Consider the following 19,777-nt stretch of genomic DNA (forward strand, 5'->3'; position numbering starts at 1 on the left):
AAGGTGCGTTCCTTGGTGCCGAGTTCGACGATCTTGCCGTTTTTCTTGAGGACGACTTTTTGGAGGCCGCCGGCGCAGATCATCTGCCGCACCGCGTCCATCGAGATGGGTGTCTCCACTCCGTCGATGTGACCCACACCCCGGTTCGCTGCCAGGTCTTCCTGGCGGACGCTGACCAGCACGGTGGGGGCGTCTCCGGCGATGGTGGGGGTGTCGGCGGCTTTCGCGGCGGTGGCGACGATGACGGCGAAGATGTCGTGCCGCTTCTGGTCGGGCGTGCGCGTGTCGCCCGGGTCGCGGGTCTCACCGCGTGCGGCGAGTTCTTCGTCGATGAACGCCACCGGCGCAGTGCGCGGGCTCATATACGCGTCGATGACGCGTTTCGCGGCAGCGGCGGTCTCAGGCATCAGCATTCCCGTCACCGGGATGAGCCCGCCCTGTTCCCGCCCGAACCGGAAGCCCCGGTTCTGCATGGCCTGTACTTCGCGGGGCTCCGCCCCGTCGGGGTTGAGGTGCGCCAGCCAGAGGCCCGCCTGGACGCGGGAGAGGTCCGCGGACACCGGCACCCCGCTGTCTTCCCCGCTGTCTTCCCCGCTGTCTTCCCCGCTGTCTTCGCTGGTGCCGGTCGCGGCGGCGACGAGGGCCGCCTCGGCCAGGCCGAGCTGGTCGGGGTGCACGCGCGGCAGTGCCGGGGTCAGCACGGTGATGATCGCGTCCGCCCCATCCAACCCCAGCGCCCCCGCCGCGACCGCCGCGCCGATGACGGGGAACGCGGCGGGGATCGGTTCCCCGGTCAGCGTCATCCCGGGCCGGAAGTTCTTGCCGAGCCGGAGCCTTCGCCGCACCGTCGCCCCCGAGACCAGGGTGACGCGCTCCAACAGTTCGACCTCGTTGCGGCAGCCCTTCCTCGTGGAGAGCTTCTTCTCCAGAAGCTCCGGCCGGGACCGGTGACTGATATCCGACGCCACCGCCACGCGGTGCGCGTCCACCAGCCGGCCCAGCTTCTCGACCGCCCCGGCAAAGCGCAGCGCCTGCTCGTCGTTCAACCCGCCGGCCGTCCCCACCGGCACCGTCTCCAGCAGCGTCGCGGTCGTGGCCTCCAACACCCGGATCGGATCAACCCCATCAGGCTGATCGACGTCGGGATCCGAGGCCAGGAGCGTCATCGCACCCGAAACCTATCCGAGAACAAACCTACGTTGGTGAACATGCCTCAAGTGTAGCAACGATAGAAGAAGAATGCGAGAGAAGTTCACACAAAGTTGAAGACGTTTTTCGTCGCATCCGTTGTCGACGGGGTTGTTCCCGCGCGCGTGGAACGATGCCCCGGCCCGCTCACGGCGATGCGCAGCGACGACGCCGCCGAACTGCTTCGCTTCCTCTTTCTTACGGCACCAACTCGGCCCGGTGCACCAGTGCAGCGGCGCCGATGAGCGGCGCTTCGTCGGACAGCGTCGACGGGGCAATTCGCACACGGGTCACGAAGGCGAATTCGGTGCGTTCGGCGAGCGACTCGCGGGCGAAGTCGAGCAGGTCGGGCGTTACCCGCGAGAATCCGCCGCCGATGACGACCAGGTCGAGGTCGACCAGGTTCGTCGCCGACGCGATCGCCTGTCCGATCGCACGGCCGCTCCGCTGCACCGCGCGCCGGGCGACGTCATCGCCGGCGGCATACGCCTCCGCCAGTTGCTCCCCGGTGGACCCGGTCCAGCCTTCGCCCTGCGCCCACGCCACCGTGCTGGGTCCGGATGCGATGGCCTCGAGGCAGCCGGTTCCACCACACCAGCACGCGTCGTCGAATCCGCCCACTTCGACATGGCCGATGTGGCCGGCGTTGCCGGTGGGACCGGTCACGGTACGGCTGCCGAGGATGAGGCCGCCACCGACGCCCGTGGACACGGTCATGCCCATGAGGTCGTCGACGCCCTGGCCTGCACCCACCCAGTGTTCGGCCAGGGCGATGCAGAGTCCGTCCATGCGCAGCCGAACCGGGGCATCCGGCACCAGACTTTCGATGTGCGACTGGAGCGGAAATTTGCGCCAAGCGGGGAGGTTGAGCGGGGACACCGTGCCGCCAGCGATGTCGATCGGTCCGGCTGTACCGACGCCGATTCCGATGACTTCGGCGTCGAGCGGCAGCGCGGCTCGAGCCTTGCCGACGACGTGCGTGACGCTGCCGGCCAACTGCTCGCTCGACGCGTCTCGGCCGGTCGGTTCCCGGAAGCGGCTGCCGTTCAGTATCCGGCCGGCGTCGTCGACCAGGGCGGCCTCAATCTTGGTGCCTCCGAGGTCGACGGCGAGGGCGAACGGGGTCGGTGACGACGTGATGAGGGTCGTCCCGCGGCGTCTCCTGTGCATTTTCTGAGCATAGGGCGTGAACGCGCAGCCGAGCATGGCCAACGGCGTTGCTCATATGAGCAAGACGACCAACAGGTGTTGATTCGGGACATCTGGACCCGTAGGGTGGGTGCATGACGGCGACAGGGGGAACGAAGTGATCGAAATCGATGAGATGCTCTCCATCCGCGCCGCCGAGCTGTATTACGAGGAGAACAAGACCCAGGACGAGATCGGGTCGATCCTCCGGCTGACCCGCTGGAAAGTGGGCCGTCTTCTCGCGCAGGCGAAGGCCAACGGCTTCATCCGCATCGAGATTGTGCACCCCCGCGCGCGTCGCCTCGGAATGGAGCGGCGCCTGGTCGAAGCCACGCGCCTCACCGACGCCATCGTCGTCTCCACCGCCGGCATCCAGGGCGACGACGAACTGCAGGCTCGAACCGCGCAAGCCGCCGCTGACTACCTCGCCGGACTTCGCCCGGTGCCGCGCACCCTCGGCATCAGCTGGGGTCGCACTCTGCACGAAGTGTCACTGCACCTTCGGGCCGGGTGGGCGTCCGGTGTCAACGTGGTGCAGATCAACGGGGGAGTGAGCCTCAATCGGCGCGCGGGCACGGCGGCCAACACCGCAGTGACCATCGCAGAGAAGGCCTCCGGCACCGCCACTCTGCTGCCGAGCCCGGCCATCCTGGAACGCCTCGAGACCAAGCAGGCCATCGCGGCCGACCGCGCCGTCGCCGCGGTGCTTGAAATGGCGGCCGGCGCATCCGCTTATCTGTTCAGCGCCGGCCAGGCCGATGAGAACTCCGCGCTCGTCGACAGCGGATACCTCACCGCCGGCCAGATCGCCGACTTGGTCGACAAGGGGGCGGTGGGCGACGTCGTCGGCCGGTACATCGACGCGACCGGCCGCATCGTCGACCCGGAACTCGACCAGCGCACCATCGGGATCGACCACGACCAGCTCCGCAAGGCGACCCGGGCCATCGCCGTGATCGCCGGTCCCAACAAGCACGCCATCGCGCGCGCTGTCGTCACGAGCGGCCTGTGCACCACCCTCGTGACCGACGAAGACACCGCCCGCGCCCTGCTCGGCCCGGGGGAATGACCACCACAATGCAAGGAAGACTGATGACGAGTACCGAGTTGGCCACCAGGGAGCGCACCCTGTCGCTCCTGGGCGGTGAAGCCACCGACAGCAACCTGCGCCGCTACCTGCACGGCATTCCCGGGGTCGACGCGGTCGGCCTCGAGCAACGAGCCGCCGCCCTCGGCACCCGCTCGATCAAAACCAGCTCCAAGAAGTGGGCGATCGACACCATCATCGGGCTGATCGACCTCACCACCCTCGAGGGCGCGGACACCCCGGGCAAGGTGCGCTCGCTCGTGGCGAAGGCGATCACGCCCGATCCCGCCGACCCGTCCTGCCCGCGCGTGGCCGCCGTCTGCGTGTACGGCGACATGGTCGGCGACGCCGTGCGCGCTCTCGGAGCCGCCCACACCACGCCGGCGCAGCCCGGCATCAACGTCGCCGCCGTCGCCACAGCCTTCCCGAGCGGCCGCGCCTCCCGCGCAGTGAAGCTCGCCGACACCGCGGACGCGATCGCCGCCGGTGCCGACGAGATCGACATGGTCATCGACCGGGGTGCCTTCCTCTCCGGCCGTTACGGCGAGGTGTTCGACGAGATCGTCGCGGTCAAGGCCGCCTGTGCGCGCCCCGACGGCACGACCGCGCACCTCAAGGTCATCCTCGAGACCGGCGAACTGAACACCTACGACAACGTGCGCCGCGCATCCTGGCTCGCCATCCTCGCTGGCGGCGACTTCATCAAGACCTCCACCGGCAAGGTCTCTCCGGCCGCCACGTTGCCCGTCACCCTGTCGATGCTCGAGGTCGTGCGCGACTGGCACCGCCTCACCGGCGAGAAGATCGGCGTCAAGCCGGCCGGCGGCATCCGCACGTCGAAAGACGCCATCAAATACCTCGTGACCGTCGCCGAGACGGTGGGCGAGGAGTGGCTCGTGCCCGAACTGTTCCGGTTCGGCGCCTCCAGCCTGCTCAACGACGTGCTGCTGCAGCGCCAGAAGCTCGCCACCGGGCACTACTCCGGTCCCGCCTACGTGACCATTGACTAAGGAACCGACCATGAACTTCCTCGACTACGCCCCGGCTCCCGAGTCGAAGGCGATCCTCAACCTCCGAAACGACTACGGACTGTTCATCGACGGCGAGTTCGTCGACGGCACCGGCACCCCGTTCGCCTCCATCTCGCCCGCCACCGAGCAGCAGATCGCCATGATCAGCAACGCCGGCGCAGCGGATGTCGACAAGGCCGTCGCCGCCGCCCGTCGCGCCTACGACACCACCTGGTCGCGCCTCTCCGGCAGCGACCGGGGCAAGTACCTCTTCCGCATCGCGCGTCTCGTGCAGGAGCGCGCCCGTGAGCTGGCCGTGGCCGAGAGCCTCGACAACGGCAAGCCGATCAAGGAGACCCGCGACGTCGACATCCCCCTCGTCGCCGCCTGGTTCTTCTACTACGCCGGCTGGGCCGACAAGCTCGAGCACGCGGGCCTCGGACCGAACCCCGCCTCGCTCGGCGTCGCCGCGCAGGTCATCCCGTGGAACTTCCCGCTGCTCATGCTCGCGTGGAAGATCGCCCCGGCGCTGGCCGCTGGCAACACCGTCGTGCTGAAGCCCGCCGAGACCACCCCGCTGACCGCCCTGTTGTTCGCTGAGATCTGCCAGCAGGCCGACCTGCCGCCGGGCGTGGTGAACATCATCACCGGCGCCGGCGACACCGGCGACCTGCTGGTCAAGCACGCCGATGTCAACAAGGTCGCCTTCACCGGCTCCACCGCGGTGGGTCGTGCCATCGCCCGCTCGGTGGCCGGAACGGACAAGAAGCTCACCCTCGAGCTCGGCGGCAAGGGCGCGAACATCGTCTTCGACGACGCCCCCATCGACCAGGCCATCGAGGGCATCGTGAACGGCGTGTTCTTCAACCAGGGCCAGGTCTGCTGCGCGGGCAGCCGACTGCTCGTGCAGGAGTCGGTCCACGACGACGTCGTCGACCGGCTCAAGCAGCGCCTCTCCACGCTCCGGCTCGGCGACCCGCTCGACAAGAACACCGACATCGGCGCCATCAACAGCGCTGCCCAGCTCAAGCGCATCAGTGCGCTCTCCGACATCGGCGAGCAGGAGGGCGCAGAACGCTGGAGCGCCGACTGTGCGATCCCCGAGAACGGGTTCTGGTTCGCGCCCACCATCTTCACCAACGTGTCGACGAGCCACCGAATCGCGCGTGACGAGATCTTCGGCCCGGTGCTCTCGGTGCTCACGTTCCGCACCCCCGCCGAGGCCATCGCCAAGGCCAACAACACGCCATACGGCCTCTCCGCGGGAATCTGGAGCGACAAGGGCAGCCGCATCCTCGCCGTCGCCGACAAGCTCCGGGCCGGCGTGGTGTGGGCCAACACCTTCAACCGGTTCGACCCGGCCAGCCCCTTCGGCGGCTACAAGGAGTCCGGCTTCGGTCGCGAGGGCGGCCGGCAGGGCCTGGCCGCCTACCTCGCCCCCGCGAGCACGAAAGCGGATGCCCGCACCGACACCCCGAAGATCAGCGCACGAAAGAAGGCAGCCCAGTGACCCGCCTCGCCGTTCCCAAGACCTACAAGCTCTACATCGGTGGGAAGTTCCCGCGCAGCGAATCAGGACGGGTGTATCCGGTGACCACGAAGCAGGGCGACTTCCTCGCCAACGCGGCGAAGGCATCCCGCAAAGACGCCCGTCACGCCGTGCTGGCCGCCCGCGCCGCCGTGTCGGGATGGGCGGGCACCACCGCCTACAACCGCGCGCAGGTGCTGTACCGCATCGCCGAACTGCTCGAAGGCCGCCGCGCGCAGTTCATCGACGAGATCACCGCCTCGGAGGGCTCAAGCCCACAGGCCGCCGCTGCGCAGGTGGACGAGGCCATCGACCGCTGGGTCTGGTACGCCGGCTGGGCCGACAAGTACGTGCAGGTCGCCGGCAACGCCAACCCCGTCTCGGGGCCGTTCTTCAACCTGTCGGTTCCCGAGCCCACAGGCGTCGTCGCCATCGTCGCGCCGCAGGCCGGGGGCTCCCTCCTCGGTTTGGTCAGTGCCGTCGCCCCGGCACTCGTCGCCGGCAACACCGTCGTGGTCATCGCCAACGAGGCCATGCCGCTCTCGGCGATCAGCCTGAGCGAGGTGCTGGCCACGAGCGACGTGCCCGGGGGAGTGCTGAACGTGCTCACCGGCTCGCCCGCCGAGATCGCGCCATGGCTCGCGAGCCACGCCGACGTCAACGCGCTCGACCTCGTCGGGGCCGGCGCCCTCGACTGGGTGGACCTGCAGATCCAGGCGGCCGAGACGCTGAAGCGCGTGCTGCCGCCCGAGAACGGGCCAGATGCCGCGGCCCCGTCCCTGCACCGCATCACCGCGTTCACCGAAACCAAGACTGTCTGGCACACCAAGGCGCTGATCTGAGCCGTTGAGAACATGGGTCGCATGAGCGCATCCGCTGTCCTTCGTCCCCCCGGTGAATCGACCGTCGTCGTCGCTCACCGGGGCGGGCTGCCGGGCCCGGAGAACACCCTGCCGGCGTTCGAACAGGCGCTGCTCACCCGCGCCGCCTTCGTCGAGACCGACGTGCGACTGACGCGCGATCAGGTGCCCGTCCTCATCCACGATGCCACGCTCGACCGCACCACGGATGGTCACGGCCCCGTCGCCGAGCACACGTTCTCCGAGCTGCGCACCCTCGACGCCGGGGCGTGGCACGACCCGCGCTACGCCGGCAGTCGCATCCCCACCCTCGACGAGCTGCTCGCGCTCCTCGCGCCGACTGACATGAACGCCCTCCTCGAACTCAAGGGCACCTGGTCGATCGAGCAGGCGTCGCTGCTGGTCGACCTGGTTCACCACCACGGGCTCACCGATCAGGTGGTGCTGCAGAGCTTCGACGCGGCGACGCTCCACGCGCTCGCGCAGTGCGCACCGCACCTGCCCCGCTTCCTGCTCGCCGAGGAGCTGGACGGCGACCCGGTCGAGGCGGTCCGTGCCAGCGGATGCGTCGGATTCGGCACCACGCCTGAGCTCCTCGCCGCGCATCCCCAGGCGCTCGCGGCGCTGCACGAGGCCGATTTCGTCGTCTTCTGCTTCACCGTGAACAGCCGCGAGGTGGCCGACCTGCTACGCGCCGCCGGCGTCGACGGCATCATCACCGACACTCCGGCCCTCATCGGGGGCTGAGCGTCGCTCCCTGCTCCAACCAGGTGACGCTTCACGAGGCGAGCATCTGAACAGCGGCGCCGGTTGCCATCCAATTTGTGGACCCTGTTTGGGGCGCTTACGGTTGCTTCACCGGCTTGCCGCCTGAGGTCGTTCTTCACCCATCGCGCGGTCTGGTCGTGGTGCCCCCGTCGACGAATGCGCAGCACCGTGTCCTCGATGCCGTCACGGGTCGTCCGGGAATCGACATCACCGGCTTCGAAGGCTGGGTGAAAACCTGCGAAGATCCCTCGTTCGGGGCATGATGGACTGCGGGAGGCGAACAAAGATGTCTGGACTGATCGCGTTTGTTGGCGACGGCCTCACAGCCGACGGCCGCTGGGGAGACTGGTTCCCGGAGTACGAGGTGCAGAACCTCGGGGTGAGCGGCGAGACGACCGACGACGTACTGGCTCGATTCGACTCGATCGTCGATCTGGCCCCCGATGCCATTGTCATCGAGATCGGCACCAACGACCTCGGCTGGCGCCGCTCCGCGGAGTACATTGTGCGCAACATCGAGAACCTCATGTACGAACTGCGGCGGCACCTGCCCGAGACCCGCATCCTCGTGCAGTCGGTGCTTCCGCGGGAGGGTGACTACGCCGACACCATCGCCGACGTGAACCGGCACCTCTGGCAGTTCGCGCCTACGCAGCGCGCCGCCTACCTCGACCTCTGGCCGGTGCTGGCCGACGACAACAACGAACTCGACCCCGGGTTCAGCGAAGACCACCTGCACCTCACCGACGCCGGCTATGAGGCCTGGGTCGATGCGCTGAAGCCCGCCATCCAGAACCTCTTCGAGCACCCGCCGGTGACCTCGGCCATTCCGATCCAGCAGGTCTGAGCCGTCCGCCCGTCCGTCGCCCTTCCGAGCTGTCGATAGGCTCGAGGCTATGGGTCGACGGATGCGCGCTGCGGTCGCGCTGGTCGCCGCACTCCTCGGCGTCGCCCTGGTGGCCCTTCCCGCAGCGGCCGCCGCGGCCCAGCCACTGCGCCCCGACGCCGGGCATTCCGCCTTCCGGCCGAGCAGCGTCGAGGACTTCAGCTTCGCCTCCTGGCACTCAGACTTCCGCCTCGGCCTCACCCCGGAGGGCCGGTCGCGGCTCACGACCACGGAGACGATCGTCGCGGACTTCCCGCAGATCGACCAGAACCACGGCATCCGGCGCGCCATCCCCACACACTACGACGGGCATCCGACGGCGCTCACCATCGAATCCGTCACCGACGGCGAGGGACACGCCCTCGACTTTGAGACCGACGACGACAGCACGAACGGCGGGGACGTCCTGGTGGTCACGATCGCGGCCGAGGGGTTCGTGCACGGGCGCCACACCTACGTCATCACCTACACGCAGCAGAACGTGACCCTGTACCCCGACGACAGCGACGACGAGGAGTTCTTCTGGCAGGTGAACGGCACGGGATGGGCGCAGCCCTTCGGATCGGTCACCGCGACTCTGCACGTTGACCCCGAGCTCGCGCCCCGCCTGACCGGCCGAATTGCCTGTATCCAGGGCGCCGCGGACTCCACGGACAGCTGCGACGACATTACGAGCCGCACGGTGGGCGGCGGTGTGGTCGTGGACGCCACCGCCGCCGACCTCGCCCCCCATGACGGCCTCGCGATCGTCGTGGGCTTCACGCCGGGCACGTTCGTTCCCCGTGACGACTCCTTCGCGGCGAACCCGGCCCCCGGCATTTCGCTCGCGGGCGCCATCGCCGCGCTGGTCGCCGCGGTCATCGCCGGCATCGCCCGCCTCACCCGGTGGAGGAATGCTCCCGGACGGGGCACAGTCATCCCGGAATACCTTCCACCGAAAGGCGTGAACCTGCTGACGGCCGGGAACATCTCCGGAACGAGCTCCCGGTCAATCCCGGCCCAGTTCCTGAGCTTCGCCGTGCGCGGGAACGTGCGGGTGCTCCAGGAGGGGGAGGACCGCTACCTTCTGGAGCTCCGGCACCTGGACGGTGTCGACGACACGGAGCGCTCGATCCTCACCCACCTGTTCCCCGACACCGAACCCGGGTCCCTCCGTGACCTGTCGGTGGCGAGCGAGGGCCTGACGACGTCCATGCAGGGGCAGCTCCGTCTGGTGCCACAGCAGATGCTCGAAGCGGGCCTTCGCGTACGCCGGGCGTCGCGGCTGCGCGCGGTCGTCATCGGGCTGGCCGTTGCCGGCGCGCTGGTCGGCCTGTTTGCCAGCCTGGTTGCATTTGCCACTCAGGTCGGGGGCACATGGCCGGCGCTCACCCTGTTCCTCGCCATCGGCGCCTGCGTCGTGACGTTTGTGTTCGCATCCGCTGTGCGACCGCTGACCGCAAGCGGCGCGGAACTGCGTGACTACCTGAAGGGCCTGAAGTGGTACATCGAGCTGGCGGAAGCGGATCGCCTGCGCGTGCTGCAGAGCCCCGCCGGCGCGCTGCGTTCTCCGTACCGGCCCGATGACGGCGCACCAGGCACCGGTCGCCTGCAGATCGTGAAGCTGTACGAACGCGTCCTTCCGTACGCCGTGTTGTTCGGCGAAGAGAAGAAGTGGGTGGACATGCTCGGTGAGTACTACGCCGAAACCGGCTCTGAACCGGACTGGTACCTGGGCAGCGGTGGTTTCAGTGCCGCATACTTCGCCGCCGGCATCAGCGCCTTCTCGAGCTCGACCACGAGCGCTTGGGCAGGCAGCACCGCGAGTTCCACGAGCTCCGGGTTCGGCGGGGGCGCGGTCGTCGGCGGTGGCGGCGGCGGTGGCGGCGGGGGAGGAGTGTGATGGCTAGACCAGCGAACCGGGGGCCACGGCCCCAAGGAACTCCGCGAGAACCATCGTGGACCCGGGCGGCGCTCGCGCCCGGCATCCTCGGCGCCATCGTGCTGCTGGCGGGACTGGCGCTGCTCGGCAACCCGGGCGGGTTCCTCATCATCCGGTACGTCACGAGCGTCCTCGCCATCATTCTCTGCATCTTCGTCGTGCAGGCGAGAGCGTGGTGGTGGCTCGCGGGGCTCGTCCCGATCGCCGTGCTGTGGAACCCGGTCGTGGTCATCGACCTGCACGGGCAGGGCTGGGTCTCGGCGCAATACATCGCCGCGTTGGTGTTCATCGCGGTCGGCGTGGTGACGAAGGTGCCCGCACGTCACAACTGAGTCGCGGCGCGTAGAAATGCGGGGTTCAGCCCGCTGCCGGGCGTAGACTTGGCGTGCGCCCGGAGAACCCGGTCACCGTTTCGACCGTATCGCTGCAGAATTCCGGCAGCTCCACGATGCTCGATTCAGGGTTTCGGCGCTACGACCACGCCAGGCATCGACGGATGCCCGGCCGCCTGTGAAGTGAGAAAAATGGCACACACCCGCCTCCACCCGTCAGCCTCCCACGGGCGCTCCGGCGCCGGCGGTGGCGGCAACCGCAGCCGCACACGCACCCGTTCCCACGACGAGGACGCCCCCATCATCCCGATCCTCGCGCGCAAGGTGCGCGAGGTGGAGGCGAAGGCACAGGGCAAAGGCAAGCTCGGGCCCACGAACCGCACCAAATTCCAGGTCATCGCCCTCCTGATGAGGGAGGAACGGGCGCGCGTGAAGACGAGCGCGGATGTCTCCGACGCCGACCGCGCCGAGCTGCTCAAGCGGCTCGACGGCATCGCGCAGATCCTCGCCAAGACCGCGGCACGTGACACCAGCCTCATCACGCTGCTCGAGCCTGACGCATCCGTCTCCAGTGTCGCCCAGCGATTCCGTCGCGACTGGCTGCTGGAGTCCGGGGCCGAACTCAGCCCCGATGAACTCATCATTACCCGCGAGGTCGAGGCCAAGCCGGAGCTGCCGGAGAACCAGGTCATCCCGCAGTCGGTCAAGGCGCGACAGCTCGCGAACCCCTTCCTCGCCCCCGATTTCAGCCAGGCGGCCCCGCAGCCGGTCGTGCCGGTGCGACGGTTGGCCAACTGGGAGCTGCTCGGGCCGCTGCTGAAGTCGTTCGAATACGGTTCCGGCGGGCAGTCGGCCTCGATGTCGCTTCCGGAAGTGCCGGCCATCGACCGGTTCTCGCCGAAGGGCACCGAGCTGATGCCGCACCAGGCGCGGTTCATCGAGAGCGCCCGGCTGGGTCACCGCACCTACCTGCTGGCCGACGAACCCGGCCTCGGCAAGACCGCGCAGAGTCTGCTCGCGGCATCCGTTGCCGGCGCCTACCCGCTGCTGGCCATCGTGCCGAACGTCGTGAAGATGAACTGGGCCCGTGAGGTCGAACTGTGGACGCCGCACCGGCGCGCCACCGTTATCCACGGCGACGGCAACACCCTCGACGCTTTCGCCGACGTGGTGATCGTGAACTACGACGTGCTCGACCGCCACCTGGCCTGGCTCGGCACGCTCGGCTTCCGTGGCATGGTCGTCGACGAGGCACACTTCATCAAGAACCTGCAGTCGCAGCGCTCGCGGCACGTTCTCACGCTCGCTGAGCAGATCCGCCGGCGGACGCCGGGTGGCAACCCGCTGCTCATGGCGCTCACGGGAACGCCGCTGATCAACGACGTGGACGACTTCAAGGCCATCTGGCAGTTCCTCGGCTGGCTCGACGGCGACAGGCCGGCGCCCGCGCTCATGCGCAAGCTCGAAGAGAGCGGGCTCACTCCCGCCGACCACGGGTTCTATCCCGAGGCGCGCGCATCCGTGATCGACATGGGCATCGTGCGCCGCCGCAAGGTCGACGTCGCGGCCGACCTGCCCGCCAAGCGCATCGCCGACCTCCCGGTCGAGCTCGACGACGACCTCGGCCGCTCTATCCAGAAGGCCGAACGCGAGCTCGCTGCCCGGCTGGTCACGCGGTACCGGGCGCTGGTCGCGGCGCGTTCGACCGGGCCGAAGCCGATGGTGCCCGACGAGGAACAGCGGGCCGCCTTCGTGCGCGCGGTCGCCCACGCCGAGCTCGAGGAGTCGAAGGGCGCAACCACCGGGGAGAACGTCTTCACCATGGTGCGGAAGATCGGCCAGGCCAAGGCCGGGCTTGCCGCGGACTACGCCGCCCAGCTCGTGCGCTCAGTGGGCAAGGTCGTTTTCTTCGCCAAGCACATCGACGTGATGGACACCGCGGAGGACGTCTTCGCCAAGCGCGAGCTGCGCACGGTGTCGCTGCGGGGCGACCAGACTGCGCTCGAGCGCCAGGCGGCCATCGACGCGTTCAACAACGACCCGGATGTGGCCGTCGCGGTGTGTTCGCTCACCGCTGCCGGTGTGGGCGTCAACCTGCAGGCATCCTCGAACGTCGTGCTCGCCGAGCTCAGCTGGACGGCCGCGGAGCAGACCCAGGCGATCGACCGGGTGCACCGTATCGGCCAGGATGAGCCGGTCACCGCGTGGCGCATCATCGCCGCGCACACCATCGACGCACGCATCGCCGAACTGATCGGCAGCAAGCAGGGCCTCGCCGCCCGCGCACTCGACGGCTCCGACGAGGAGATCGGCAGCGGCGAGTCGGTGCAGGAGAGCGCGCTGGTGTACCTCCTCAACCAGGCACTCGACGGCGGGCTGTAGCCGTCTCGCGGCACGCGTTCGAGAAGCCGGCCCACGTTGTAACGGGGGCCGGCTTCTCCAACCCGGGCCGCGACATCCGCCGCATCGTACGCGCCGTGTGATTTGAGTCGCGCCGCTCCACCCATCATGATGTGAGAACGGTAATGGCGCCGGCATGAGTTGTGTTCGCATGAAGGGGCGTGTGCAGTTTGAAGATCGGTATCCTCACCAGCGGCGGCGACTGCCCCGGCCTGAACGCCGTCATCCGCGGCGCGGTCCTGAAAGGTGTGCGCGTTCACGATGCGGAGTTCGTAGGCATCCGCAACGGCTGGAGGGGACTGGTCGAAGGCGAGTACGTGAAGCTCGACCGCCACAGCGTGCGCGGACTGTCCCGCCAGGGCGGCACCATCCTCGGCAGCTCCCGCACCAACCCCTTCGAGGGCGAGCACGGCGGCCCGGAGAACATCCAGAAGCACCTCGACGAACAGGGGATCGACGCCGTCATCGCCATCGGCGGCGAGGGCACGCTCACGGCCGCCCGCCGCCTGACGGATGCCGGACTCCACATCATCGGCGTTCCCAAGACGATCGACAACGACCTGGCCGCCACGGACTACTCGTTCGGCTTCGACACCGCCGTCGAGATCGCCACCGAGGCCATCGACCGGCTGCGCACCACCGCCGACTCGCACGGGCGATGCATGGTCGTCGAGGTAATGGGCCGGCACGTCGGCTGGATCGCCCTGCACTCCGGCATGGCAGGCGGCGCCCACGCCATCCTCATCCCCGAGCAGCCCGAGAGCATCGAGCAGATCTGCGAATGGGTCGAGAGCGTGCGCGACCGTGGACGCGCTCCGGTCATCGTGGTGTCCGAGGGGTTCCTGCTCTCGGGCATGGAAGAGGCCCACTCGCACAAAGGCCTCGACGCCTTCAACCGGCCGCGGCTCGGCGGGATCAGCGAACTGATCGCGCCGGAGATCGAGGCGCGCACGGGGATCGAATCGCGCGCCACCGTGCTCGGGCACACCCAGCGGGGCGGCGCCCCCTCCGCCTATGACCGCGTGCTGGCGACCCGCTTCGGGATGGCCGCGATCGACGCCATCTACGCGAAGGAGTGGGGTTCGATGGTCGCGCTCAACGGCACCGACCTCGAGATCGTCAGCATCGAGGAGGCGACCGGCGGCCTGAAGACCGTGCCGCGCGAGCGTTACGAGGAAGCCGCCGTTCTCTTCGGCTGATCCTGTGGCGCGCCCCCGCCCGCGGTGGCACCATGGGGGCATGGACAACGAGCGGATGAACAACGGCAGTCAGGACACCCCCGTGGAGGACGGTGCACTGGACGCCACGCCCGATGAGAAGAAGCGGGGAATCCTGCAGCAGGTCGCCGCCGACAGCAACGGCACCTCCGAGGAGGACACCGCACGTGCCCTCGAACAGCGGCTCACCGAAGCCGGCGTCGCCGTCGACGAGGCGGAACTCCGCGATCTCATGGCCTCGTTGCCGTCGCTCGGCTGGGAACGCGCGGCGCCCGCCATGGACGCCGTGGACCCGGCGATGGGCGTCGGATCGGACAGCGACGACCGGCCCAGCCACGACCGGCGCTGAGCGCCCAGGCGGGAGGCGCTAGGCGAGCTTCCGCTGCACCTCGGCGAGGGACGGGTTCGTGGCCGCCGAGCCGTCGGGGAAGAGGACGGTGGGAACCGTCTGGTTGCCGCCGTTCAGGCTCATGACCAGCTCTGCGGTGCCCGGGGTCTCCTCGATGTTCACCTCGGCATAGCCGATACCGCTCTTGTCGAGCTGCGACTTGAGGCGCGAGCAGTAGCCGCACCATCCGGTGGTGAACATCGTGATGGTTCCTGATTCGGGCACGTAATCCATGACCCAAGCGTAACCGCGCAATCTGAATGACCGCTTCGCGCAAGCATCCGGTGCGAGTTGACCTCGCCGAGCGGAAAGTGACAGTATCAGACGGGTCAGATAATCGGGCCAAGTACATCGACTGAACGTCCGGCCCTGAGGGCCGGTGACAAAAGAAAGACGCCGGTGGATTTCACCCTCATCGTTGTGCTGGTCATCGTGCTTGCACTCATCTTCGACTTCACCAACGGGTTCCATGACACGGCCAACGCGATGGCCACGCCTATCGCGACGGGCGCCATGCGGCCGAAGGTCGCCGTCACCGTCGCGGCCATCCTCAACCTCGTGGGAGCCTTCCTCTCGACCGAGGTGGCCCGAACCGTCTCATCCGGGATCATCCGTGAGGGACAGGATGGGATCCAGATCACCCCGGCGTTCATCTTCGCCGGGCTCATCGGTGCCATCGTCTGGAACCTCATCACCTGGCTGCTCGGGTTGCCGTCCAGTTCCAGCCACGCCCTCTTCGGCGGGCTCATCGGCGCGGCCATCGTCGGTATCGGCATCCACTCGGTCGACTTCAACGAGGTCGTCAACAAGGTCATCCTTCCCGCCATCATCGCCCCGCTGATCGCGGGCCTGGTGGCGTACGCGGCGACGAAACTCGCCTACGCCATCACGCGGCGGGAACTCGGCAAGCCCGACGGGCGCGGCGGCTTCCGGTACGCACAGATCTTCTCCTCCTCCCTCGTGGCGCTCTCCCACGGCACCAACGACGCACAGAAGACCATGGGCGTGATCACGCTCACGCTCATCGCGGCCGGCCTGCAGCCGGCGGGCAGCGGTCCCGAGCTGTGGGTCGTCGTCGCCTGCGCCCTCGCCATCGCGATCGGTACCTACACCGGCGGATGGCGCATCATCAGCACGCTCGGCAAGGGCCTCACCGAGGTGAAGCCCGCCCAGGGCTTCGCGGCCGAGACCAGCACGGCCGCCGCCATCCTCGCCTCCAGCCACCTGGGCTTCGCCCTGTCGACCACGCAGGTCGCCTCCGGCTCCGTGATCGGCTCCGGGCTCGGTCGACGCGGTTCCAAGGTGCGCTGGCGCACGGCGGGCCGCATCGCACTCGGCTGGGTGCTCACTCTTCCCGCCGCTGCCATCATGGGCGCCATCACCGCTGCCATCGCCCAGTTCGGCATCGTGGGCGTCGTGATCGACGCCGTCGCCGGTGCGCTCGTGATCGCCGGCATCTTCCTCTGGTCCCGGCGCAAGAGCAAGCCCGTCACCGTGGGCATCAACGAGATCGACGGAGCCGGCCGCGTGGTCAAGATTCGCAAGACGCCGCGCAAACCCCCGCGCAAGGACAGGAAGAAGGTAGCGCTGTGATCGACTGGGCCGCCTTCCTCATCGTCGCCGTCGTGTCGCTCGTCTCGGCCGGGCTGGTCGTGAGCCTGTACGCCTTCGGGCTGCGCCTGCTCACCACGGCCGGGCGCCCACCCGTCGTCGAGCCGCTGGAATTCACCGGCGCCATCACGGTGCTGACGCCCAAGCGCGCCGCCAAGGAGGCAAAGCGTGCCCGCAAGGCGGCCAAGGCGAACCCGTTGTCGCCGGCTCAGAAGCGCCTCGCGCTCATCGCCGGGTACGCCTGCTTCGTGGTGTGCGGCGTGGCCGTGCTGTTCGGCGTGTACCTGATCATCCCCGCACTGCACGGCTGACCGCCCCAGTACCCACCGAGACGCACAGTTCCGGTCACCACGGACAGGCGTGCCTGGCCGTCTCGACCGGAAGGCGCCATCTGGGCGGCGGGCGGCTAGAGACGGCGGGCCGCTGGCTAGTCGGTGCCGCGCACCCGCCCGATCCAGGTCATCACGTGGTAGATGACGATCGCCGCCACGGTGCCGAGCGCGATGCCGTTGAAGGTGAGGGTCCCGGCGCTGAACGTGTAGTCCGCGATGCCGACGATGAGTGCGGTGGCGGCGGTGAACTGGTTCGCCGGCTTGGAGAAGTCCACGCGGTTGTCCAGCCAGATCTTCACGCCGATGATGCCGATGAGGCCGTAGAGCGCGGTGGTGACGCCGCCGAGCACTCCCGCGGGGATGGTGTTGATGACCGCGCCAACCTTGGGGGAGAGGCCGAGCAGGATCGCCACGATGCCGGCGACCCAATAGGCGGCGGTCGAGTAGATGCGCGTCGCCGCCATGACGCCGATGTTCTCGCCGTACGTCGTGGTGCCCGACCCGCCGCCGAAGCCGGCCAGCATGGTGGCCAGTCCGTCGGAGAACAGCGCGGCGCCCGTGCGGCGGTTCACCGACTGGTCCTCGACCATCTGGGCGACGCCGCGGATGTGCCCCACGTTCTCGGCGATGAGCACGAGCACGACGGGCAGGAACGCCGGGAGCACGCCCCAGGCATCCGGGTGCTCGAACGGGTTGACCGGACCGGTGAAGGGCGGCAGGCCCAGCCAGGGGGCGTCGGCGACGGCCCCGAAGTCGACCTCGCCGAGCAGGACCGCCGCGAGGTAGCCGACCAGCACGCCGAGGAAGATCGACATGCGCCCGAGGATGCCGGTGAACAGGACGGTGCAGAGGATGACGGCTGCGAGCGTGATGAGGGCGCTCACCGGGGCGAGGGCGAAGTTGGCCTTCGCGACCGGGGCGAGGTTCAGGCCGATGAGGGCGACGATGGCGCCGGAAACGACCGGCGGCATCAGCGCGTCGATCCACCGGGTGCCGCTCAGCTGAACGACCACACCGATGATCGCCAGGAGAAGGCCGACGATGAGGATTCCGAACAGCGCGCTGCCCATGCCGGCCGTGGCGGTCGCGGCCGTGATCGGGGCGATGAAGGCGAACGACGACCCCAGGTAGCTGGGCAGGGTGTTGCGGGTGATCAGGAGGAACAACAGCGTTCCAACGCCGGAGAACAACAGCGTCGTGCTGGGCGGGAAATCGGTCAGAAGCGGCACCAGGAACGTCGCCCCGAACATGGCGACCACGTGCTGCGCTCCGATGCCGACGGTACGCGGCCAAGTCAGCCGCTCGGCGGGCCCGACGACCTCCCGCGCCGACACGCTCTTCCCGTCACCGTGCAGTTTCCATGGCAGTGCCATCGGTTCCCTCGTCTCGTCGCTGTGGCCCCTGCCGATGCTACTGTGCCGAAAGGAGCGGGCCTCCCGGGTCTCCTCGCGCCACTCCGAAGTCACTAGGATCAAACGGTGAGCCGATTCGCTGTGAGTGCCGAGCACGCCAGCGAGCTCGAAGTGCAGCTCGATTCCGGCATTATCCGAGGCGTCGCCGAGCGCGGCATCCGGGCCTGGCGCGGAATCCCCTACGCGGGCCCGGCGGGCGGCGAGAACCGGTTCCGGGCGCCCACACCGGTCGTGCCGTGGCAGGGCGTTCGCGATTGCACGACCTGGGGTCCCGTCGCCACGCAGCTGCACAAGGGGCAGTTCGTGGGCGCGCCCCCGCACATCCCGCAGGGCGAGGACTGCCTCAACCTCAACGTGCTCGCGCCCGACGAGCCGCGCGACCCGGACGTGCTGCGCCCGGTGATGGTCTTCATCCACGGCGGCGGCTACAGCGTCGGCTCGTCGCGGGAGGAGCCCCGGCGCGGTGAGGCGCTGGTCCGGTCCGGCGGCGTCGTCTACGTGAGCCTGAACTACCGGCTCGGCGGCCTCGGCTATCTCGACTTCACCCGCTACTCCACCCCGGGGCGTCCCTTCGACAGCAACCTCGGCCTCCGTGACCAGGTGGCGGCGCTTCGCTGGGTGCACGACAACATCCGCTCGTTCGGCGGCGATCCCGACGCCGTGACCCTGTTCGGGGAGTCCGCCGGCGGCAACGCCGTCACCACCCTGATGACGGTGCCCGCAGCGACCGGCCTCTTCCACCGGGCCATCGCCCAGAGCGCGTCTGCGAACGCCGTGTACGCGCCCGACATCACCGCCACCTGGGCGCGCGAATTCGTGGAGATCCTCCGCGGGCTCGTCGGCGACACCACAACGGATGCCGCGACACTGCTGGCGACGGCCAAGCCCGAGACCCTGGCTCTGGCCACCTCCCACCTGACCCTCCTCGCCCCCGACCGAGCGCCCGGCACGACGCCGCTCTGCCCGGTCATCGACGGGGACTTCCTTCCGGAACGGCCGCTGGACGCGTTCCGGGACGGCCGCGCCGAGCCGATCCCGTTGATCATCGGCACGAATGCCCGCGAGGGCTCGCTCTTCAGCGGCCGCATGGACATCCTGGCCACGACCCCGGAACGCATCCGGGCGATCTTCGCCAAGACCCCGCCGGAGGCGCGCCTGGCCATCTCCGCCCACTACCCGGGGATCCCCGATCGTCCGGCAGCCCTCGACTTCGGCGGGGACTACTCGTTCTGGTACCCGAGCGTCAAGGTCGCCGAGAAGCACTCGCGCCACGCCCCGGTCTGGTTCTACCGCTTCGATGCCGCGCCGCCGCTCGTGCGCCGCCTCGGCCTGGACGCCACGCACGGGCTGGAGATGTATCCGTTGTTCGACGGTCTCAACGGCTGGATGGGCCGGGGGATGACCCTTCTCGGCGGCCGACGGCTGTTCAAGTCGATCGGCGCCCGCATGCGCCGCTGGTGGCTCACCTTCGCCGAGACCGGGGAACCGGACCCGGAGTGGCCCCGGTACGACGAGAAGACCCGGGCGACTCTCATCATCGACAAGGCCGACCGCGTCGAACTCGACCCGTGGCGCGCGCGCAGGCGAGCATGGCGGGCGTTCGTCCCGCACATCTGAGCAGGTCCCGTAGACTATCTCCTTGGTAATCC

General features: G+C 68.8%; 18 protein-coding genes. 14 read left to right on the top strand and 4 right to left on the bottom strand.

The features are described from left to right. Positions 1-1,166, bottom strand: a 1,166-nt coding sequence (locus tag EEJ31_RS07420) for a DUF222 domain-containing protein (RefSeq protein WP_123045672.1), incomplete at its 3' end; no start/stop codon positions are given. Positions 1,167-1,386: 220 nt separating this feature from the next. Continuing rightward, positions 1,387-2,358 carry an ROK family protein gene (locus EEJ31_RS07425; protein ID WP_123045673.1) on the bottom strand — a complete coding sequence of 324 codons (972 nt, stop codon included), beginning with the start codon at positions 2,356-2,358 and terminating at the stop codon, positions 1,387-1,389. A gap of 136 nt (positions 2,359-2,494) precedes the next feature. Between EEJ31_RS07425 and EEJ31_RS07430 the strand changes: the two genes are divergently transcribed. The 11 genes from EEJ31_RS07430 (at position 2,495) to EEJ31_RS07480 (ending at position 14,734) form a co-directional block, all read left to right on the top strand. Further along, positions 2,495-3,445 carry a sugar-binding transcriptional regulator gene (locus EEJ31_RS07430; protein ID WP_123045674.1) on the top strand — a complete coding sequence of 317 codons (951 nt, stop codon included), beginning with the start codon at positions 2,495-2,497 and terminating at the stop codon, positions 3,443-3,445. A gap of 23 nt (positions 3,446-3,468) precedes the next feature. Next, positions 3,469-4,473 carry a deoxyribose-phosphate aldolase gene (gene deoC, locus EEJ31_RS07435; RefSeq protein WP_123045675.1) on the top strand — a complete coding sequence of 335 codons (1,005 nt, stop codon included), beginning with the start codon at positions 3,469-3,471 and terminating at the stop codon, positions 4,471-4,473. 10 nt (positions 4,474-4,483) lie between these two features. After that, complete coding sequence (locus EEJ31_RS07440) at positions 4,484-5,983, top strand: aldehyde dehydrogenase family protein (RefSeq protein ID WP_123045676.1); 1,500 nt, start codon at positions 4,484-4,486, stop codon at positions 5,981-5,983. Next, a complete protein-coding gene (locus tag EEJ31_RS07445) occupies positions 5,980-6,843 on the top strand; it encodes an aldehyde dehydrogenase family protein (RefSeq protein WP_123045677.1) in 864 nt (287 codons plus the stop codon). The genes EEJ31_RS07440 and EEJ31_RS07445 overlap by 4 nt, the downstream gene beginning before the upstream one ends. A 21-nt stretch (positions 6,844-6,864) precedes the next feature. Next, complete coding sequence (locus tag EEJ31_RS07450; protein WP_158603923.1) at positions 6,865-7,608, top strand: glycerophosphodiester phosphodiesterase; 744 nt, start codon at positions 6,865-6,867, stop codon at positions 7,606-7,608. A 307-nt stretch (positions 7,609-7,915) separates the two neighbouring features. Continuing rightward, positions 7,916-8,476: a GDSL-type esterase/lipase family protein gene (locus EEJ31_RS07455; protein ID WP_233563791.1), complete on the top strand. Its 561-nt coding sequence runs from the start codon at positions 7,916-7,918 to the stop codon at positions 8,474-8,476. A 49-nt stretch (positions 8,477-8,525) separates the two neighbouring features. After that, the gene (locus EEJ31_RS07460) at positions 8,526-10,397 is read left to right on the top strand and encodes a DUF2207 family protein (RefSeq protein WP_123045680.1); all 1,872 of its coding nucleotides are present in this window, start codon (positions 8,526-8,528) and stop codon (positions 10,395-10,397) included. Continuing rightward, entirely contained in the window at positions 10,397-10,768 is a 372-nt protein-coding gene (locus EEJ31_RS07465) for a DUF6804 family protein (RefSeq protein WP_123045681.1), read from the top strand. The genes EEJ31_RS07460 and EEJ31_RS07465 overlap by 1 nt, the downstream gene beginning before the upstream one ends. 192 nt (positions 10,769-10,960) lie before the next feature. Continuing rightward, entirely contained in the window at positions 10,961-13,150 is a 2,190-nt protein-coding gene (locus tag EEJ31_RS07470; RefSeq protein ID WP_123045682.1) for a DEAD/DEAH box helicase, read from the top strand. Between the two features lie 188 nt (positions 13,151-13,338). After that, on the top strand, positions 13,339-14,367 hold the full coding sequence (locus EEJ31_RS07475; RefSeq protein WP_123045683.1) for a 6-phosphofructokinase: 1,029 nt from the start codon (positions 13,339-13,341) through the stop codon (positions 14,365-14,367). Positions 14,368-14,407: 40 nt separating this feature from the next. Next, the gene (locus tag EEJ31_RS07480; protein ID WP_123045684.1) at positions 14,408-14,734 is read left to right on the top strand and encodes a hypothetical protein; all 327 of its coding nucleotides are present in this window, start codon (positions 14,408-14,410) and stop codon (positions 14,732-14,734) included. Positions 14,735-14,752: 18 nt separating this feature from the next. On the opposite strand, the gene EEJ31_RS07485 is transcribed toward EEJ31_RS07480, so the two are convergent. After that, entirely contained in the window at positions 14,753-15,007 is a 255-nt protein-coding gene (locus EEJ31_RS07485) for a mycoredoxin (protein WP_123045685.1), read from the bottom strand. A gap of 165 nt (positions 15,008-15,172) precedes the next feature. Here EEJ31_RS07485 and EEJ31_RS07490 point away from each other — a divergent pair, with 165 nt between their 5' ends. After that, positions 15,173-16,366 (top strand): inorganic phosphate transporter, encoded by a 1,194-nt coding sequence (locus EEJ31_RS07490; RefSeq protein ID WP_123045686.1) that lies wholly within the window; start codon positions 15,173-15,175, stop codon positions 16,364-16,366. Continuing rightward, positions 16,363-16,695 carry a peptidase gene (locus EEJ31_RS07495; protein ID WP_123045687.1) on the top strand — a complete coding sequence of 111 codons (333 nt, stop codon included), beginning with the start codon at positions 16,363-16,365 and terminating at the stop codon, positions 16,693-16,695. Before EEJ31_RS07490 ends, EEJ31_RS07495 begins: the two co-directional genes overlap by 4 nt. 116 nt (positions 16,696-16,811) lie before the next feature. Here EEJ31_RS07495 and EEJ31_RS07500 read toward each other — a convergent pair whose 3' ends face one another. Then, the gene (locus EEJ31_RS07500; protein WP_123045688.1) at positions 16,812-18,089 is read right to left on the bottom strand and encodes a uracil-xanthine permease family protein; all 1,278 of its coding nucleotides are present in this window, start codon (positions 18,087-18,089) and stop codon (positions 16,812-16,814) included. A 105-nt stretch (positions 18,090-18,194) separates the two neighbouring features. On the opposite strand from EEJ31_RS07500, the gene EEJ31_RS07505 reads away from it, so the two are divergent. Further along, positions 18,195-19,745: a carboxylesterase/lipase family protein gene (locus tag EEJ31_RS07505; protein ID WP_123045689.1), complete on the top strand. Its 1,551-nt coding sequence runs from the start codon at positions 18,195-18,197 to the stop codon at positions 19,743-19,745. The last annotated feature ends 32 nt before the right edge of the window (positions 19,746-19,777 follow it).

It is taken from the genome of Cryobacterium tepidiphilum (assembly GCF_003716325.1).
Taxonomy (GTDB): Bacteria; Actinomycetota; Actinomycetes; order Actinomycetales; family Microbacteriaceae; genus Cryobacterium; species Cryobacterium tepidiphilum.

What these genes read in the sequence shown, in the direction of transcription:
- EEJ31_RS07425 (WP_123045673.1), bottom strand. Translation starts at nt 2,358, where the DNA reads ATGCACAGGAGACGCCGCGGGACGACCCTCATCACGTCGTCACCGACC.
- deoC (WP_123045675.1), top strand. Translation starts at nt 3,469, where the DNA reads ATGACGAGTACCGAGTTGGCCACCAGGGAGCGCACCCTGTCGCTCCTG.
- EEJ31_RS07440 (WP_123045676.1), top strand. Translation starts at nt 4,484, where the DNA reads ATGAACTTCCTCGACTACGCCCCGGCTCCCGAGTCGAAGGCGATCCTC.
- EEJ31_RS07450 (WP_158603923.1), top strand. Translation starts at nt 6,865, where the DNA reads ATGAGCGCATCCGCTGTCCTTCGTCCCCCCGGTGAATCGACCGTCGTC.
- EEJ31_RS07455 (WP_233563791.1), top strand. Translation starts at nt 7,916, where the DNA reads ATGTCTGGACTGATCGCGTTTGTTGGCGACGGCCTCACAGCCGACGGC.
- EEJ31_RS07460 (WP_123045680.1), top strand. Translation starts at nt 8,526, where the DNA reads ATGGGTCGACGGATGCGCGCTGCGGTCGCGCTGGTCGCCGCACTCCTC.
- EEJ31_RS07465 (WP_123045681.1), top strand. Translation starts at nt 10,397, where the DNA reads ATGGCTAGACCAGCGAACCGGGGGCCACGGCCCCAAGGAACTCCGCGA.
- EEJ31_RS07470 (WP_123045682.1), top strand. Translation starts at nt 10,961, where the DNA reads ATGGCACACACCCGCCTCCACCCGTCAGCCTCCCACGGGCGCTCCGGC.
- EEJ31_RS07480 (WP_123045684.1), top strand. Translation starts at nt 14,408, where the DNA reads ATGGACAACGAGCGGATGAACAACGGCAGTCAGGACACCCCCGTGGAG.
- EEJ31_RS07485 (WP_123045685.1), bottom strand. Translation starts at nt 15,007, where the DNA reads ATGGATTACGTGCCCGAATCAGGAACCATCACGATGTTCACCACCGGA.
- EEJ31_RS07500 (WP_123045688.1), bottom strand. Translation starts at nt 18,089, where the DNA reads ATGGCACTGCCATGGAAACTGCACGGTGACGGGAAGAGCGTGTCGGCG.